The sequence below is a fragment of the Nocardiopsis listeri genome (genome assembly GCF_020741345.1).
In the GTDB taxonomy this organism is placed as follows: Bacteria; Actinomycetota; Actinomycetes; order Streptosporangiales; family Streptosporangiaceae; genus Nocardiopsis; species Nocardiopsis listeri_A.
The window spans coordinates 50,394-66,265 of sequence record NZ_DYZD01000060.1; the positions used below are offsets into that span (position 1 = coordinate 50,394).

Below are 15,872 nucleotides of genomic sequence, written 5' to 3' on the forward strand. Positions count from 1 at the left end.
GCGCGCGACGGAGCGGCAGCTCCGGAAAGCGGCAGGTCAGGATGGGTGACTTGGCGCACGTCGTAGTTCGTGGGGGCGAGTCGAACCCGTACAGATCGCCCATAGACTCGGTTGTGGAACCTCGGACAGCAGCCGGAAAAGAGTCCCCATGAGCGAGACGGTCGGCGACCACTTCGATCCTCACGAACACGACCGGCTGTCCCTGCCCCAGGTTCGGCTGGACGACCTGCTCGACGAGGTCCGGTCCCGGTTGACCGAGATCTCCCGCAAGCAGGAGCGCATCCACACCCTCCTGGAAGCCGTCATCTCCATCGGTGAGGGTCTCGAACTGGACCCCCTCCTGCTACGAATCGCCGAGACCGCGACCCGGCTGGTCAACGCCCGCTACGGGGCTCTGGGCGTGATCGGCCCCGACGGGAACATGAGTCGCTTCATCCCGGTGGGCCTGGAACCCCACGAGATCTCCTGCATCGACCACTGGCCCAGGGGCGAGGGCATCCTCGGACTGCTCATCAAGGAACCCCAGCCGTTGCGGCTCAAAGAGGTGAGCGACCACCCCGAATCGCGTGGGTTCCCCGAAGGGCACCCGCCGATGCACACCTTTTTGGGTGTGCCGATCCGCATCCGCGACAAGGTGTTCGGCAACCTCTACATGACCGACAAGCACGACGGCACGGAGTTCACCGGCGACGACGAACTCCTGATGCGCGCCCTGGCGACGGCCGCCGGCACCGCGATCGAGAACGCCCAGCTGTTCGCCCAGACCCAGAGCCGTGAGACCTGGCTGGACGCCTCCGGGCAGATCACCACCCGGTTGCTGTCCGGGGCGGCGCCCGAGGAGGTACTGCGCCTGGTGGCGCGCCGGGCCCGGGTGATGGCGCACTCCGACATCGCGATCATCGCCATGCCCGGCGAGGACCCCGAGACCCTCACGGTGCGGGTGTGGGACGGTCCCGAGGACCAGTGCGAATCCCTGGCGGCGGGGGCGCGCGGGGCGACCCTGACCCGGGCCGAGGACACTTTGTTGGGCCGGGTCTACCTGAGCGGCACCCCGTTGCAGACGAACGTGTCCGAGTTCGAGCACCTCGGGGTCGGTTTCCTCACCCGGATGGGGGTCGGCCCCGTGCTGGTGCTGCCGTTCGGTCCGCCCGACGGGGCCCGGGGCGTGCTGGTGTTGGCCCGTGACCGCGGTCGGGAGGACTTCCAGGGCAGCTGGTTGAACATGCTGTCGTCGTTCGCGAACCAGGCGGCGGTCGCCCTGGAGTTGGCCGAGGCCCGTCTGGACTCGGAACGGTTGAGCGTGTTGGAGGACCGGGACCGGATCGCCCGCGACCTGCACGACACGGTCATCCAACGGCTGTACGCCACCGCCATCACGTTGATGGGCACGGTGCGGCGGATCGACGACGCGACCTCCGCCAAACGGGTGCAGGGCGCGGTGGACGACCTGGACGACACCATCCGACAGATCCGGTCGACCATCTTCGCCCTGCAGAGTTCGGCCGAGGACGACTCCTCGTGGTTGCGCTCCCGGGTACTGGAGTTGGTCAACACCGCCGCGGAGACGTTGGGCTTCGCGCCCAGACTGCTCACCCAGGGGCCGGTGGACAACGCCGTGGACGAACGGGTGGGCGAGCACCTGGTTCCGGTGCTGCGTGAGCTGCTGTCCAACGTGGCCCGGCACTCGGGGGCGACCACGGTGGACGTGGAGCTGTCGGTGGACAACGGTGAGGTGGTGTTGCGGGTCTCCGACAACGGCCGTGGCATCCCCGAGGGGTCGGCGCGCAGCGGTCTGCGCAACCTGGCCTCGCGCGCCGAGGAACTGGGCGGTGCGATGGCGGTGGCCTCCGGTCCCGGCGAGGGCACGGTGGTGGAGTGGTCCGCGCCCGTCCAGCGTGAGGAACAGACCCTGGGGGGTTGATCGGGTCCGGGGGCGGAGCCGACGCGTTCCCGGGCACCGACGCCTCGACGGCCCTGAGAACGAGAGGGAGCCGGGCCGCCCCTTTCGGGGTGGCCCGGCTCCCTCTCGTTCCGCGCGGATCAGGCGGTCTGGTCCATGGACAGGCGCACCGCGTAGGCGGCCGCCTGGGTACGGCGGGCCATGCCGAGCTTGGCCAGGACACGGGACACGTAGTTCTTCACGGTCTTCTCCGCCAGGTACATCCTGGCGCCGATCTCCCGGTTGGTGAGTCCCTCACCGATGAGCTCCAGGACACGGCGCTCCTGTTCGGTGAGCTCGCTGAGCGGGTCCTTGCGGCCGGCCTCGTCGCGCAGTCGCTTGAGCATGCGCGCGGTCGACTCCGGGTCCAGCAGGGACCGCCCCTGGGCGACCGTGCGAACGGCGCCGACGAGGTCGGTTCCGTGGATCTGCTTGAGGATGTAGCCGGAGGCACCCGCCATGACCGCCCCGTAGAGGGCCTCATCGTCGGAGTAGGACGTGAGCATGAGCATGTGGGTGTCGGGGAGCATCGACCGGATCTCCCGGCAGACGGTGACACCGTCGCCATCGGGGAGTCGAACGTCGAGTACGACCACGTCGGGTCGGAGCGCGGGCACCCTGGCCAGGGCCTGCGCGGCGGTGCCGGCCTCGCCGACCACCTCGATGCCCTCCTCGTCGTCGAGGAGTGACCCCACGCCTCTCCGGACGATCTCGTGGTCGTCGACCAGGAACACCCGGATCGATCTGTCGCCGCCCATCAGGTGCGCACCTCCATAGCACTGGTGACCCGAGGCGGCGGTGCCGCCTTGGGTTGTGGGCTTTTCACCGTCCGTTGTGGTGCACCGTCGGGCGGTTCCCAGCCGTGTGTTCGCCCTCGGCCCGAGAGCTCGGACCAGGCGTGACCACCCTATCCGGGGGCGTCCGTCACCAGAGGGGGCGAACGTCCCTTTCTGTTTGAGGCCTGTGTCCCGACGGGTAGTGCGCGAAGGAGGACCTTCGCCGTGGATCAGGGGGATCCCGGCCCCTTTTCCGGTGTTCGTGGACAGGCGACGATGAAGAGGGCGGGTATATACGGAAGGCATCGGATTTCGGGGGGCTTGTGATGGTTGGAACAAGCGATGCCGGGGCGTCCGCGAGCGGGCGGGGTGGTTCGGTCACGGGACCCGGATCGCCACCGGAACAACGCACGGCGTCGGAGGAGTTCGCGGGCACCGAACGTCTGCAGGAGGGCGAGCGGCGGTCACTGGGCGCGGACCTGGCCACCGGAGGTCAGGTCTCGTTCACCACCCTGGAGCGTCAGACCTGCCTGAACCTGTTGGCCACACGGGACATCGGGCGGGTGGCCTTCACCATCGACGGGGACGCCGCACCGACGGTGCTGCCCGTCAACTACTCGCTGGTCAACGACACGATCGTGTTCCGCTCGACGTTGGCGGGCACCATCATGCGTTACGCGCGCGGGTACGCGGCCTTCCAGGTCGACCACCTCGACGAGGAACGTCGTGAGGGGTGGAGCGTGCTGTGTTCGGGGCGTTGTCGTTGGGTTCGTGACGATGGGGAGCTGGAACGCATCCCGCAGGGCCGTATGCCGCAGCCATGGGCGGCCGGTCCGCGGGACCAGGTCCTGAAGATCGTCCCGGCCCGGATCAGCGGTCGAGAGATCCACCGCTCCTGATCCTCCGAACACGCACGTGGGCCGGGTGTCCGGTTCCGGACGGATCCGACCACCCGGCCTCTTTGTTCGTTCTGTCGGCTTTCCGGGTATCGATGGCGGCATGGGAGTGCAAAGCCGGTTCCCACCGCGGTGCGCCCCCCTGCCACGGGGGCGCGGCGCGGAGACCATGCCGGCATGTGCCATCGACCGGTTCGTTCCTCTTCGACCCCCGGCCCTCGCCGCCGCCCCACCGTGCCCGGGGCCGTCGTGATGAGGTCGACCTGGCGACGCGTGGCCCTGGGCGCGGGTGCGGCCGGTGTCGCGACGTTGTGCACCGTCTCCGGCGCCGCGGTGCCCGAACACGCCACCGCGCTGAACACACCCCTCTCGGCGGCGCCGCTGGAGCGCCCCCCGAAGACCTCGCGGGACGGGTTCGCCGTCGAGGTGCTGTCCTCTCGGCCCGACACCGTCATGGGCGACACCGTGCTGGTTCGGGTGACGCCGCCCCGCCCCCACCAACCCCACCGGGTGCGGCTGGAAGCGGATGGCGAGGACGTCACCGAGGAGCTGGGGCGGGTGCATCTGCCCGGGGTGGGCCCGGTGTTGGAGGGGACGGTGTCCGACCTGTCCGAGGGGGCCAACTCCCTGGTGGCCTCCGTCGAGGCCACTGAGGAGGAGACGGCGCGGGACGGTGGCACCGCACCCGAGCCGGTGGAACTGACCGTGACCGCCCACCCGCTGTCGGGACCGGTGTTCTCCGGACCGCACCAGGAACCGTTCGTGTGCCGGACCGAGGACTTCGCCCTGGCCTGGGGTGGGACGTTGGGCGCCGCCCTGGACGAGGACTGCTCGGCGACCACCCGCGTGGGATACGTGTACCGGTCCACCGACGGGGAGTTCAAGGCGTTGCCGGAGCTGGACCGGTTGCCGTCCGACGTGGCCACCACGACCACCTCCACCGGGGCGGAGGTGCCCTACACGGTGCGGGTGGAGACGGGGACGGCCAATCGTTCCGTGTACGAGACGGCCATGCTGCACGATCCCCGCGACCCCGAACCCGACCCGTGGGCCTCCCCCGAGGGCTGGAACCGGCGCCTGGTGTACAAGTTCGGCGGCGGCTGTCCCGGGGGTTGGTACACACAGGGCGACCACACCGCCGGGGTGGTGGACCACGGCATGCTCTCCCGGGGGTACGCGGTGGCCTCGGCGTCCTTGAACGTGTTCGGCAACAACTGCAACGATCTCCTCGCCGCCGAGACCATGGCGGCCACCAAGGAGCGCTTCGTCCTCGCCTACGGGTCCCCCGACCACACCCTGGGTTGGGGATCCTCCGGGGGTTCGTACCAGGCCCACCAGATCGCCGACAACCAGCCCGGTCTGTTGGACGGGATCCTGGTCTCGCAGAGCTATCCGGACGTGGGTTTTGCGACCACTCCGGCGGCGACCGACGCCCTGTTGCTGCGTTCCTACGCCGAGAGGCATCCCGAGGCGCTCACCGCCGAGCAGGTGGGCGCGGTCTCCGGGTTCGGTGGCCCGGAGGGTGTGGAGGCGATGGCCGGGGCCGCGTCCCGGATCGATCCACGGGGTGTGTGCCCGGACGCGCTGCCCGAGTCCGAGCGCTACCACCCCGAGGGCGAACCCGACGGGGCACGCTGCGACCTGTACTCGCACACCGTGAACGTCTACGGGACCGGCCCCGGCACCGGACCACCCCGGCGGCCGTTGGACAACGTCGGCGTCCAGTACGGCCTGTCGGCGCTGATGGCCGGGGACATCGACGTGGACGCCTTCCTACACCTGAACGAGCACATCGGGGGGCTCGACCCGGACGGACGGGTGGTGACCGAACGTACCGAGGGCGACCCGGAGGCCATCGCGGCGGCCTACGACAGCGGCCGGTTGTTGTACGGGGGCGGCGGGCTGGCCGACATCCCCGTGGTGGACCACCGTCCCTACCAGGACGACGCACCGGGCGGCGACATCCACATGCGCTACCACTCCTTCTCCACCCGGGAACGGTTGGTCCAGGCCAACGGCACCGACGCCAACCACGTGATGCTGGTCGAGCCGCACCGGGCGGGGGTCTTCGACTCGCAAAGCCCGGTCGCCGGGCGCGCCCTGGTGGAACTGGACTCCTGGGTGAGCTCGGCCGCCCACGACGCGCGGGTGCGCCCGCGCTCCACCGCCATCGAGCGGGTGGAGCGGACCCGTCCGGAGTGGCTGACCGATTCCTGTTGGATCGAGGGAGAACGTGTGGTCTCACCTCAACTGCCCCTACCCGCCGGCCAGGGCGACCGGTGCGCGGACGCGTTCCCCGTGCACGGTTCGCCTCGGACGGTGGCGGGCGGCCCTCTCGCTTCGGACGTGGTCAAGTGCCGGCTCACCCCTTTCGACGAGGGCGGGCATCCGGCGGAGTTCGACGCCGAGCAGGCCGAGCGTGCCGGGGAGGTCTTCGCGGCGGGGGTGTGCGACTGGTCGGTTCCGGGGGTGGATCAGCGACCGCCGAAGGGGCCCTGGCAGTTCTTCTGAGCGTGACCACGACCGTGACCTGGGCCGGGGCAACCGGCCGGGGCTTGGGCGCGTCCTAGCCGGTGTATCGCTCCCTTCCCTTCTGTCCCCGGAGCCCCCTTGTCCGACATCCCCCGGGCCGTGATCCCGTTCGTGCTCGACCGTGTCGCCGCCGAGGCGGCCCTGTCCCGTTGGGTCGAAGGGCTGTGGTTCGTGCCCCGCGGGATCCGGCGTCCGGGCGCCTTCGAGAACCTGCGCCCGGTGTTCGTTCCCTACCGGGTGTTCGAGGCCGACACCGTCTCCCACTACGAGGGGTGGCACGGAGAGCACCACTGGGTGGAGCGGGGCGTCCATGACGCCGACGGACGACCGGACCTGACCGGTTCGCACGAGACGCGGGAGACCTCCTGGCGTCGAGTACGGGGCACGTTGGAACGCCACTACGGTGACGTGGTGGTGTGCGCGGCCACTCGACCCGAGGGGGCCGACAGGCTGGACTCCTGGCTGTTGAACAAGGTCGTGGCCCACACACCCGAGGCGGTCCAGGGGGTCGAGGTCGCCGCGGTGGACGCCTCCGCAGAGGCCGGGTGGGAGCGGGCCGAACAGGTGATGCGCCGGTCCATCGAGTGGGCGTGCGCCGAGGAGATCGGCGGGGACGAACAGCGGGTGGAGACGGTGGAGACCACACTGTCGAACCCGGTCCACACCCTGGCCTTGATGCCGGTCTGGGCGGCCTCCTACCGGTTCCGGGGCCGGGAGTGGCCGGTGGTGGTGAACGGACGCACCGGGCGCGTGGAGGGCCAGCACCCCTACAGCAGGGTCAGGCTCGCGGCGGCCTTCGCGGGGCTGGTCGCGCTGGCGGAGCTGACCAGACAGGTGTTCTTCGGCTGAGGCACGGGACCGGACGGATGACCGTGGAGGTCAGTCCGCGGGGCGATGCAGGACGAAGATGCCACCGTAGGCGGGCTGGTCGAGGCGCTCGTCGTCGGTGGCCACGTACTCGTCCAGGACGGCCACGATGCGCCGGTCCAGTTCCTGGATCTGGTCGTCGCTCAGGTGTAGGACGAAGCGGGCGTAGGTGCGCAGCGACTCGGGTCCGGCCTGGGCGAGTTCCTCCTGAAACGCCTGAACCGGTGCGCCGCGCACGACGGGTTCCTCCTGCGCGAGCGGACCGTCCAGCCACCAGGTCACGGCGGTGGCCCGGTAGGGCTTCTCCAGGGCGCCCCCGCTGCCGGTGCGGACCGGAGCCGCCACCAGGAGTCCCGCCTCCACCAGCCGCCGGACGTGGTAGAGGACCGTGCCGGGTGAGGTCTCCAAGCGGTCGGCGAGCTCCTTGTTGGTGAGTTCGCGCAATCGGCACTCGCGGAGGATGCGCAGGCGCAGGGGATGCCCGAGGGCCTTGGCCTCCTGAGCGGTGGCGGGGCGGCGCTTCCCGGGCTCGGATGCGGGGGGCGGGGTCGGCTCCGACTCACTCATGTGGACAACGCTAGTGGATCGATAGACTCAAGCCAATCGATTGAGTTTGATCAATCGATCTGTCATCGTCGATTCATGGCCGAGAACGACGGGAACACGCCCTCCACCCCTCCGTCCGGCACCACCGCACCCGCCCCCGGACCACTGGGCGGCCCCTTCTGGCGTCTGTGGACCTCCTCGGGACTGTCCAACCTCGCCGACGGCGCACTCAAGGCCGCCCTGCCCCTGGTGGCCCTGCGCCTGACCGACTCCCCCGTGCTCATCGCCGGTGTGGCCACCGCGTCGACCCTGCCCTGGCTGCTGTGCGCCCTGCCCGCCGGCGCGCTGGCCGACCGGTTCGATCGTCGCCTGGCCATGGTCGGCGCCAACGTCGTGCGCGTCATCCTGCTGCTGGTCCTGGCGCTCTGTCTGACCCTGGGGTTCGGTTCGATCTGGCTGCTGTACGCGGTCGCCTTCGCCATCGGCGTCACCGAGACCCTCTACGACACCTCCGCCCAGTCGATCCTCCCGCAGGTCGTACCTCGCAGCAGTCTGTCACGGGCCAACGGCCGCCTGTACGCGGCCGAACTGACCGGACAGGAGTTCATCGGCCCACCACTCGGCAGCGCCCTGGTGGCGGCAGGTGTCGCCCTGGCCTTCCTCACTCCGGCAGGACTGTGGGCCGCCGCCGTGGGGATGCTGTTGCTGGTCAAGGGCCGTTTCCGGGTGAAGAGGACCGGGCCGTCCACCACCCTGCGCTCCGAGATCGCCGAGGGGGTGCGGTTCCTGTGGGCCAACCGGCTGCTGCGCCGGTTCGCGCTCATGGTCGGGGCGGCCAACTTCGCCTCCCAGGCGGCCTTCTCGGTGTTCGTGCTCTACGCGGTGGGCGCCGGTTCGTACCTGGGTCTGCACGAGGCCGCCTTCGGCCTGCTGCTGATCTCGACCGCGGTGGGCAGCCTGATCGGATCCTTCCTGGTCGAGCGGATCGAACGGTGGTGTGGTCGCACCCGGGCCCTGCGCGTCTCCGTGATCGGGTTCGCCCTGCTGGTGGGGGTCCCCGGGCTGAGCACGAACCTGTGGGTGGTGACGGTGGGCCTGGGCGCGGGCGGGGCCGCCATCATGGTCTGGAACGTGATCGTGGTGTCGCTGCGCCAGCGCCTGACCCCCGACCGCCTGCTGGGCCGGGTGAACAGCGTTTTCCGTCTGCTGGCCTGGGGGACCATGCCGCTGGGCGCGATCACGGGCGGGGTGTTGGCCTCCCTCATCGGGCTCAGGCCGATGTACCTGCTGCTCGGCGGATCGATGTTGCTGATGTTGCTGCCGTTGATCCGCCTGAGCGACGCGCGGTTCGACGCCGCCGAAGCGGAGGTCGTCGACCGGGAGGCCCGCTGAATCCGATGGACCCGCGCTCGCCCTCACCGCCAGGATGGGGCGCATGAGTTCCACCGAACCCGCTCCGGACGACGTCGAGGTGCTCGAGGGCGGCAACGTGGCCGAGAGCGTGCTGCGTGTGGGCGCCACGGTGCGCAAACCGTGGTCGCCCTCCTCCCCCGCCGTCACCGCACTCCTGCGTCACCTGAACCGGCACGGCTATCCGGCCGCACCCGTCGCGCACGGGCGCCACCCCGAGGGTTCCCAGTGCCTGGAGTACGTGCCCGGCACCCTGGCCGACCGGATGGCGCCGATGTCCACGGCCGGGTTGCGGAGGGTGGGTGCGCTGATCCGACGCCTGCACGACCTCACCGCCGACTTCCGGCCACCGAGAGAACCCGTGTGGGGGTCGGTCTTCCCAGCGGAGGAGGGCGAGGTGATCTGCCACTACGACCTGGCCCCGTGGAACCTGGTCGTGTGCGACGAGGCCGCGCAGGGACCGGAGCCGCGCTGGTGCTTCATCGACTGGGACGGTGCCGCCCCGGGCACGCGGATGGGCGATCTGGGCTACGCGGCGCACGGGTTCGCGCCCCTGCACCCGGGAGGCGACCCCGACACCGACGGCCGGCGCCTGCTGGCGCTGGCAGACGGATACGGCTGCGACCCCGAACAGCGTGCACGGCTGCCCCGGGCGGCGCTGCACCGGGTGCGCGGCATGTTCGAACTGTTGGAGGAGGGCGCGCGGAGCGGCACGCAGCCCTGGGCACGGTTGCACGCCGAGGGCCACGCCGACCACTGGGGCCCGGCCGCCGACCACATCGAACGTCACGCGGACCTGTGGGCGCGGATGCTCACCGCGTCCTGACCGCCTCTCGGTCGGGGCGGGTCCAGACGAAGGCGGCCGAGATGGGGTGACCGCGGAACCTCTCCCACTTGGGCTTGGCCGCCACCCAGTCGTCGTCCACCACGGCCTCCTCCAGCGCCGCCAGTCGCCATCCGGCGGCCAGGGCTGCGCGCACGTGGTCGCCGATGTGGTGGACGTGCGTGGTGATGGCGACGTCCTCACCGGAGGCGTCGGTGAAGTGGGTGGGCATTCCGGAGACCATCATGAACTGCGGATGGTAGGCGACCAGGACGAAGTGCCCTCCGGGTCGGGTGAGCCGCCACGCCTCGGCGTAGAGCGGTTCGAGCCCGGGCAGGTGCTCGTCGATGAGCGAGGCGATGGCCAGGTCGTAGGAGCCACCGGGTAGTCCACTGGCCCGCACGTCGCCTCGGGTCAGGGTGGTGTGGGCGCCGCGCTTCTCGGCCAGCGCGAGCATTCCGGCGCTCAGGTCCACACCGTCCACGTGCGAGACCCCGCGTTCTCGGAGCCAGGCGCCGGTGCGCCCGGTTCCACATCCCAGGTCGACGGCGCGGTCGACCGTGGCCCGGTCGGGGACGGTGAGCCCGTCGAGCAGGTCCAGATCCATCGCGTCCAGGACGGAGTCCTCGTAGGTGGTGGACCAGCCGTCGTAGCCGGTGGCCACGTCCACGATGCGGTAGTGGCGGGTGTCGAAGGTGGAGAAGTCGGCCATGGCGACGAGTATCCCGTGTTCGGGGCGGGTACGGCCACCCGTTTTCCGGAGTATGGCCCTTGCGGAAAATGCGTTGCCCGCGCGGATGGCCCTCCCCTACCGTGGGCGTCATGGCAGCATTCCACGCGATCTTCCAGGGTCCGCAGGCCTGGCCCGCGGACGCCTGCGCACGACTCCGGTCCGCTCAGCCGGCCCCGTAGCCGAACCCCTCTGAGCGCACCGCCGTTCCCGCGTCCTCATCGGCGCGACGTCGGCGGTGCCGGGTTCGTCCTTCGTCGCACCCGCGTCTTCGCCGGTCCGGTCTCAGCCGACGCCCCTTTTCCCTTTCGGGCGGTCGGCCGGCGGACCCTGTCCCTTTTCTGACGCGCCCTGGCCGGGCGTGGGTCCCGTCGTGCCGTTCGCGCCCTCATCGGCCACCCCCGGTGGCGGAACGGACCACGCACGCATGGCACGCGCCAGGAACAACGACCGTCGACGTCTGTCCCAGAACTTCCTCGCCGATCCGGCGACCGCCCGTTGGGTGGTGCGCACCGCGCGAGTGGGACCCGAGGACGTCTCGGCCTTGGGATCCGTCCCGATCGACGTGAACCGAACCGGGGGCGTCCCGTGAACGGCCGGGGCTCCCCCTCACAGCGGTCGGTCGGGCCACGTCGGTGACGGCGGCGAAGACCACGAGTGGGGGCGCGGGTGGCACCGGCGTGAAAACCCGTTGTCGGGAGAGTCTTGGCTCCGATAGACCGGCGCCATGGATCTGACACGCGTACCCCCTCTCCTGGACCTCGACACCGCCCGCGCCACCCTCGCGCGAAGGCTGTCCACCCTGCACGAACGCACCTTCGACCTTCCCGAGGACGCGGTGGTCGAGTCGGTCCCGGCCCGAGAGGGAGCGTGTGAGGGCACGTGGATCAGCACGAGTGACGCCCCCGCTCGGGCCGGAGCGATCCTGTACCTGCACGGCGGCGGGTTCCACCACCGCATGCCCGACCTGATGAACCTGTTCGCCTCGCACGTGTCCCGGGCCACCGGCCTGCCGGTGTTCGTGGCGCACTACCGCCTGGCGCCCGCGCACACCTTCCCCGCGCCCCTGCACGACGCGGTCGCCGCCTACCGCTGCCTGCTGGACCAGGGGGTGCCCGCGGGACGGGTGGTGGTGCTCAGCGAGTCGTCCGGGGGCACCCTGGCCCTGTCGATGCTGCTCGAACTGAAGGCCGCGGGTGTGTCTTTGCCGGCCTCGGTGATCTCCTATTCCCCGCCCACCGACCTGACCCTGTCCAGCCCGTCGGTGGACACCAACACCGCGCACGACCCGGGCGTGGATCGCGAGATGCTCACCGCGCTGATCGGCGGTTACCTGGACGGCGCACGCCCCGACCAGGCCCCGCAGTCCCCCCTGTTCGGCGACCTGACCGGGCTGCCGCCCCTGCTGTTGGCCGTGGGTGAGGACGAGGCCCTGCTGGACGACACCCTGCGTCTGGCCAAGGCCGCCGACGAAGCCGGCGGCCCGGTGACCGTGCGGGTGTACGAGGCCATGTCGCACGCCTTCCAGGCCGCCGTCATCGACCGGACCGAGGACCCCACCGGGCAGATGGTGTTGGAGCACCTGGCCGAGTGGGTGCGGGCCTCGCTACCGCGAACGGTCGGAACGGGCGGGTCGGACACGTAGGACGGCGAAGGACTCGCCCGGCACCTCGACGCGGGCGCCTTCGACCCTCGTGTGTCCGGTGGCCAGCAACGGTTCCCCCGGTGGGGCGTCCAACTCGACCCCGGCCTTCTCGGCGGACAGGTTGCACACCAGACGCAGGGACCCTCGGTGCAGGACGAGCACCCGACCGTCCTCACTCGCGGTGACCTCGAAGCGGTCCAGGCGCGGGTCCGCCGCCTCGGGTTCGGCGCGGCGCAGGGCGATGAGCGCCCGGTAGGCCTCCAGGACCGACGCCCCTGGTTCGCGTTCGGGCTCGGACCAGTCCAGGACGGCACTCTCGCGGGTGGCCGGGTCCATGGGGTCGGGGATGTCCTCCTCGGCCCACCCCAGGGCGGCGAACTCGCGGCGGCGCCCGGCGCGCACCCCCTCGGCCAGGTCCGGATCGGTGAAGGACGCGAAGAACGGCCAGGGGGTGGTGGCGCCCCACTCCTCTCCCATGAAGATCATCGGGGTGTAGGGCGACAACAACACCAGCGCGGCACCGCAGGTGAGCAGACCGGGCGAGAGGCGTTCGCCCTTGCGGTCGCCACGGGCGCGGTTGCCGATCTGGTCGTGGGTGGACAGGTAACCCAGGAACCGGCTGCCGGGGACGCGGTGGGTGTCGACCGGGGCACCATGGCTTCGTCCTCGGAAGGAGGAGGGCCCTCCCTGGTGTCGGAACACGTTCCGCAGCACGTCGGCGAGCACCCGGGGGCCGGCGAAGTCGGCGTAGTAGCCGTGGGTCTCCCCCGTGAGCGCCACGTGCAGGGCGTGGTGCAGGTCGTCGGACCACTGGGCGGTCATACCCGGTCCACCGGCCTCACGGGCCAGGACGGTGCGCGGGTCGTTGCGGTCGGACTCCGCGATCAGGGACAGGGGGCGGCCGAGCCCGGTGGCCAGGGCCTCGACGGCGTCGGAGAGTTCGACCAGGATCGGCACGGCGCGGTCGTCCCTCATCGCGTGCACCGCGTCCAGGCGCAACCCGTCCAGGTGGTAGTGGCGCAGCCAGTCCAGGGCGCCCTCGACGACCAGGTCGCGGACGGGGTCGGAGTGGGGGCCGTCCAGGTTCAGGGAGGGCCCCCAGGCGTTCTCACCGAGGAAGTAGGGGCCGAAGCGCGGCAGGTAGGCGCCGGAGGGGCCCAGGTGGTTGTAGACCACGTCGAGCAGCACGGCGAGGCCGCGTCGATGGCAGGCGTCGACGAACCCCTTGAGGGCGTCGGGCCCGCCGTAGGGTTGGTGGACCGCGGACCACAGGACCCCGTCGTAACCCCAGCCGTGGGCGCCGTCGAAGGCGTTGAGCGGCATGAGTTCGACGTGGGTGACGCCGAGCCCGACCAGGTGGTCGAGGTGGTCGATGGCGCCGGTGAGGGTGCCTTCGGGGGTGAAGGTGCCCACGTGGAGTTCGTAGATCACGGCCCCGGCGAGGGGGCGTCCGGTCCAGCCCCCGTCGGCCCACACGTGGGCGTCGTGGTCGTAGACGCGGGTGGGGGCGTGGACGCCCTCGGGTTGCCACAGTGACCGTGGGTCCGGCAGGGCCTGTTCGTCCTCGTCCAGCAGGTAGGCGTAGTCGGATCCGGGTCCGGCCCCGGAGACCGTGGCGTGCCACCATCCGTGGTCGTCGCGGTCCATGGTGTGGTCGGTGCCGTCGACGCGCACGCGCACACGGTGGGCTGCGGGGGCCCAGACCGAGAAATCGCCGTGGACGCCGCGTCCGGGGGTGGCGGGATGGTTCGGTTCGTTCACGCACGGTGATCTACCCAGGTGCGGGGAAGGTCGAACCGCCCCCACGCGACACCCTCGCCGGGCGGTTCGGGCCACAGACCGGGTTGACGACCACGAGCCCGAGCAACGGGCCGCCGTGCCGGGCGTCGAAGGCCTCCGGGTTCAGCCGCGCGGCGACGGGCTCCTCGTGCTCCCGGGACAAGCGGGCCCTCCTCGGTGGTGGGGACGGATCGCACCGGGGTCCGTCAGGCCCGGACCCCGGAAACCGGGGTGTTCGGACCGGAGCGACGTGAGACGGTGGGGCGATGGAAGAACGTCCGGTGCTGGGAATCTGCGGGAGCCTTCGGCGGGGTTCGCTCAACGCGGCCCTGTTGAGACTGGTGCCACGGGTGGGTACGGCCCTCACCGTGTTCGGCGAGGATCTGGCCGGTCGGCTGCCGTTGTTCAACCCGGACGTCGAGAACGACGAGGACTCCTGGCCGGATTCGGTGCGTGAGCTGCGGGACCTGGCCTCGCGCGCCCAGGGGCTGGTGATCGCCACGCCCGAGTACGCTCACGGCCCCGCGGGGGTGACCAAGAACGCCATCGACTGGTTGGTGGGCTCGGGTGGTCTGGTGGGCAAACCGACCCTGTTGATGAGCGCCTCCCCCGGTCAGGCGGGTGGCATGCGGGCCCATGCGCCGCTGATGCCGACGTTGACCCTGTTGGGGGCCGTGTTGGTCGACTGCGTGGTGGTCTCCCGGGCCGGGTCGCGCGTGGACGAGCGGGGCGAGTACGACGACCCGGCTGTGGTGGAGCGGATGCGGTTGGCCGTGACCGAACTGGAGGACGCGCTGTCCTACGCCGAGGGCCGGCGATCGGGCCTGCCCCTGGGCCGGCTCGTCTGACCGGCCGGCCCGACCGTTTCGGGAACGGTCGTACCGGCGGGCGAAAGGACGACCCGGACAACCGCGGCACCCGAAGACGTACACCCCTCCCATGTCACCCGGCAAGGACGGCCGGGCACGGGTACGACGATCCGGCTCAGGTTCCCTGAGGCAGTGGCCGATAGGCGCCCAGGCGGATCGAGGCGGTGACGCGCACCGGGTCGGGCAGGGCGGACACGCGTTCGGCCAGGTCCTCGGGGGTGATGTGGCGGGCGCTGGGCCCCATCCCCACGACGGTGAGCGCGTCCGGGTGGGGAAGATCCAGGTCGAAGCGCACCGACCGGGCCTGGACCGGGGCGAAGTGGGCGTGCAGGCTGTGGGCCAGGCGTTCGTCCTTGCGGGGATCCACCTCCAACAGCCCCAGGGCGGAACGCAGTTCGGTGAGGTGATCGGTCTCGGGGGTGACCACCAGCAGCGTCCCGGTGGGCGCCAGGACGCGGTGGAACTCGGCGGCGTTGCGGGGGGCGAACACGTTCAGCAGAACGTCGGCGACCCCGTCGGCCAGGGGCAGAACGCGCCAGGAGTCGGCGGTGACCGCACCGGCGCGGGGATGGACCCTGGCCGCCTTGCGGGCGGCGAACTTGGACACGTCGGTGGTCAGCCCCACCGCGCCGGGTGTCGCCTCCAGAACCTGGGCCAGGTAGTGGCCGGTGCCACCGCCCACGTCCACGATCAGCGGGTCCGCGCCGACACCCGTCAGGGCCTCGGCCAGGGCCCGGCCGATGTGGTCGTAGTGCCCGGCCGCCTGGAAGCGCAGCCGATCGGCGACCATCTCCTTGCTGTCCCCCGTCCCGGGCGGGGTGGCACCGGTGAGCAGTCCGGCGTAACCCTCGCGGGCGACGTTGAAGCCGTGCCGTGCGGAGCAGGTGAGCCCGCGGGGGTCCCGGGACAGTGCCCGCCCGCAGACGGGGCAGGCCAGGGCGGACGCCACGCGTTCGGGCATGCGCAGGCGGGGGCCGGTGTGGGTGTTCGTCATGATCGCGGTCAGCCTACCGGTGTCCACCCTCTGGCCAGCACCGCGACCGGGTAGCGGTCCAGGACC

15 protein-coding genes are annotated in these 15,872 nt (G+C 71.1%); 9 read left to right on the plus strand and 6 right to left on the minus strand.

Features of this window, described 5'->3' with window-relative positions; genetic code table 11:
- The first annotated feature begins 148 nt into the window (after positions 1–148).
- Entirely contained in the window at positions 149–1,921 is a 1,773-nt protein-coding gene (locus K8V84_RS03880; RefSeq protein WP_304070436.1) for a GAF domain-containing sensor histidine kinase, read from the plus strand.
- A gap of 119 nt (positions 1,922–2,040) precedes the next feature.
- Here the strand turns inward: K8V84_RS03880 and K8V84_RS03885 are convergent, their stop codons facing one another.
- Positions 2,041–2,697 carry a response regulator transcription factor gene (locus K8V84_RS03885; RefSeq protein WP_304070438.1) on the minus strand — a complete coding sequence of 219 codons (657 nt, stop codon included), beginning with the start codon at positions 2,695–2,697 and terminating at the stop codon, positions 2,041–2,043.
- A gap of 344 nt (positions 2,698–3,041) precedes the next feature.
- On the opposite strand from K8V84_RS03885, the gene K8V84_RS03890 reads away from it, so the two are divergent.
- From K8V84_RS03890 to K8V84_RS03900, 3 genes are all read left to right on the plus strand, one after another.
- Positions 3,042–3,614 (plus strand): pyridoxamine 5'-phosphate oxidase family protein, encoded by a 573-nt coding sequence (locus K8V84_RS03890; RefSeq protein ID WP_304070441.1) that lies wholly within the window; start codon positions 3,042–3,044, stop codon positions 3,612–3,614.
- Between the two features lie 249 nt (positions 3,615–3,863).
- On the plus strand, positions 3,864–6,122 hold the full coding sequence (locus K8V84_RS03895) for a DUF6351 family protein (protein ID WP_304070444.1): 2,259 nt from the start codon (positions 3,864–3,866) through the stop codon (positions 6,120–6,122).
- Positions 6,123–6,221: 99 nt separating this feature from the next.
- On the plus strand, positions 6,222–6,992 hold the full coding sequence (locus tag K8V84_RS03900) for a hypothetical protein (protein WP_304070447.1): 771 nt from the start codon (positions 6,222–6,224) through the stop codon (positions 6,990–6,992).
- Positions 6,993–7,022: 30 nt separating this feature from the next.
- Here the strand turns inward: K8V84_RS03900 and K8V84_RS03905 are convergent, their stop codons facing one another.
- Positions 7,023–7,577, minus strand: coding sequence for a winged helix-turn-helix domain-containing protein (locus K8V84_RS03905; protein WP_304070449.1), 555 nt, complete (start codon positions 7,575–7,577; stop codon positions 7,023–7,025).
- 75 nt (positions 7,578–7,652) lie between these two features.
- Between K8V84_RS03905 and K8V84_RS03910 the strand changes: the two genes are divergently transcribed.
- Together K8V84_RS03910 and K8V84_RS03915 are read left to right on the plus strand one after the other, a co-directional pair.
- Positions 7,653–8,948: an MFS transporter gene (locus K8V84_RS03910; RefSeq protein ID WP_304070452.1), complete on the plus strand. Its 1,296-nt coding sequence runs from the start codon at positions 7,653–7,655 to the stop codon at positions 8,946–8,948.
- A 43-nt stretch (positions 8,949–8,991) separates the two neighbouring features.
- The gene (locus K8V84_RS03915) at positions 8,992–9,792 is read left to right on the plus strand and encodes a phosphotransferase (RefSeq protein WP_304070455.1); all 801 of its coding nucleotides are present in this window, start codon (positions 8,992–8,994) and stop codon (positions 9,790–9,792) included.
- On the opposite strand, the gene K8V84_RS03920 is transcribed toward K8V84_RS03915, so the two are convergent.
- The gene (locus K8V84_RS03920; RefSeq protein ID WP_304070456.1) at positions 9,779–10,501 is read right to left on the minus strand and encodes a class I SAM-dependent methyltransferase; all 723 of its coding nucleotides are present in this window, start codon (positions 10,499–10,501) and stop codon (positions 9,779–9,781) included. The two genes, K8V84_RS03915 and K8V84_RS03920, sit on opposite strands and share 14 nt — an antisense overlap.
- A 445-nt stretch (positions 10,502–10,946) precedes the next feature.
- On the opposite strand from K8V84_RS03920, the gene K8V84_RS03925 reads away from it, so the two are divergent.
- Positions 10,947–11,111, plus strand: coding sequence for a hypothetical protein (locus tag K8V84_RS03925; protein WP_304070458.1), 165 nt, complete (start codon positions 10,947–10,949; stop codon positions 11,109–11,111).
- Between the two features lie 135 nt (positions 11,112–11,246).
- Positions 11,247–12,164 carry an alpha/beta hydrolase gene (locus K8V84_RS03930; protein WP_304070459.1) on the plus strand — a complete coding sequence of 306 codons (918 nt, stop codon included), beginning with the start codon at positions 11,247–11,249 and terminating at the stop codon, positions 12,162–12,164.
- On the opposite strand, the gene treZ is transcribed toward K8V84_RS03930, so the two are convergent.
- Together treZ and K8V84_RS03940 are read right to left on the minus strand one after the other, a co-directional pair.
- A complete protein-coding gene (treZ, locus tag K8V84_RS03935) occupies positions 12,126–13,925 on the minus strand; it encodes a malto-oligosyltrehalose trehalohydrolase (RefSeq protein WP_304070462.1) in 1,800 nt (599 codons plus the stop codon). The two genes, K8V84_RS03930 and treZ, sit on opposite strands and share 39 nt — an antisense overlap.
- A 10-nt stretch (positions 13,926–13,935) precedes the next feature.
- Positions 13,936–14,106, minus strand: coding sequence for a hypothetical protein (locus K8V84_RS03940; RefSeq protein WP_304070466.1), 171 nt, complete (start codon positions 14,104–14,106; stop codon positions 13,936–13,938).
- Between the two features lie 103 nt (positions 14,107–14,209).
- On the opposite strand from K8V84_RS03940, the gene K8V84_RS03945 reads away from it, so the two are divergent.
- Entirely contained in the window at positions 14,210–14,791 is a 582-nt protein-coding gene (locus K8V84_RS03945) for an NADPH-dependent FMN reductase (RefSeq protein WP_304070470.1), read from the plus strand.
- Positions 14,792–14,927: 136 nt separating this feature from the next.
- Here the strand turns inward: K8V84_RS03945 and K8V84_RS03950 are convergent, their stop codons facing one another.
- Complete coding sequence (locus tag K8V84_RS03950) at positions 14,928–15,806, minus strand: putative RNA methyltransferase (RefSeq protein ID WP_304070472.1); 879 nt, start codon at positions 15,804–15,806, stop codon at positions 14,928–14,930.
- Positions 15,807–15,872: the final 66 nt, after the last annotated feature.

What these genes read in the sequence shown, in the direction of transcription:
- K8V84_RS03910 (WP_304070452.1), top strand. Translation starts at nt 7,653, where the DNA reads ATGGCCGAGAACGACGGGAACACGCCCTCCACCCCTCCGTCCGGCACC.
- K8V84_RS03920 (WP_304070456.1), bottom strand. Translation starts at nt 10,501, where the DNA reads ATGGCCGACTTCTCCACCTTCGACACCCGCCACTACCGCATCGTGGAC.
- K8V84_RS03950 (WP_304070472.1), bottom strand. Translation starts at nt 15,806, where the DNA reads ATGACGAACACCCACACCGGCCCCCGCCTGCGCATGCCCGAACGCGTG.
- K8V84_RS03880 (WP_304070436.1), top strand. Translation starts at nt 149, where the DNA reads ATGAGCGAGACGGTCGGCGACCACTTCGATCCTCACGAACACGACCGG.
- K8V84_RS03885 (WP_304070438.1), bottom strand. Translation starts at nt 2,697, where the DNA reads ATGGGCGGCGACAGATCGATCCGGGTGTTCCTGGTCGACGACCACGAG.
- K8V84_RS03945 (WP_304070470.1), top strand. Translation starts at nt 14,210, where the DNA reads ATGGAAGAACGTCCGGTGCTGGGAATCTGCGGGAGCCTTCGGCGGGGT.
- K8V84_RS03925 (WP_304070458.1), top strand. Translation starts at nt 10,947, where the DNA reads ATGGCACGCGCCAGGAACAACGACCGTCGACGTCTGTCCCAGAACTTC.
- K8V84_RS03930 (WP_304070459.1), top strand. Translation starts at nt 11,247, where the DNA reads ATGGATCTGACACGCGTACCCCCTCTCCTGGACCTCGACACCGCCCGC.
- K8V84_RS03895 (WP_304070444.1), top strand. Translation starts at nt 3,864, where the DNA reads ATGAGGTCGACCTGGCGACGCGTGGCCCTGGGCGCGGGTGCGGCCGGT.
- K8V84_RS03905 (WP_304070449.1), bottom strand. Translation starts at nt 7,577, where the DNA reads ATGAGTGAGTCGGAGCCGACCCCGCCCCCCGCATCCGAGCCCGGGAAG.
- K8V84_RS03890 (WP_304070441.1), top strand. Translation starts at nt 3,042, where the DNA reads ATGGTTGGAACAAGCGATGCCGGGGCGTCCGCGAGCGGGCGGGGTGGT.
- K8V84_RS03915 (WP_304070455.1), top strand. Translation starts at nt 8,992, where the DNA reads ATGAGTTCCACCGAACCCGCTCCGGACGACGTCGAGGTGCTCGAGGGC.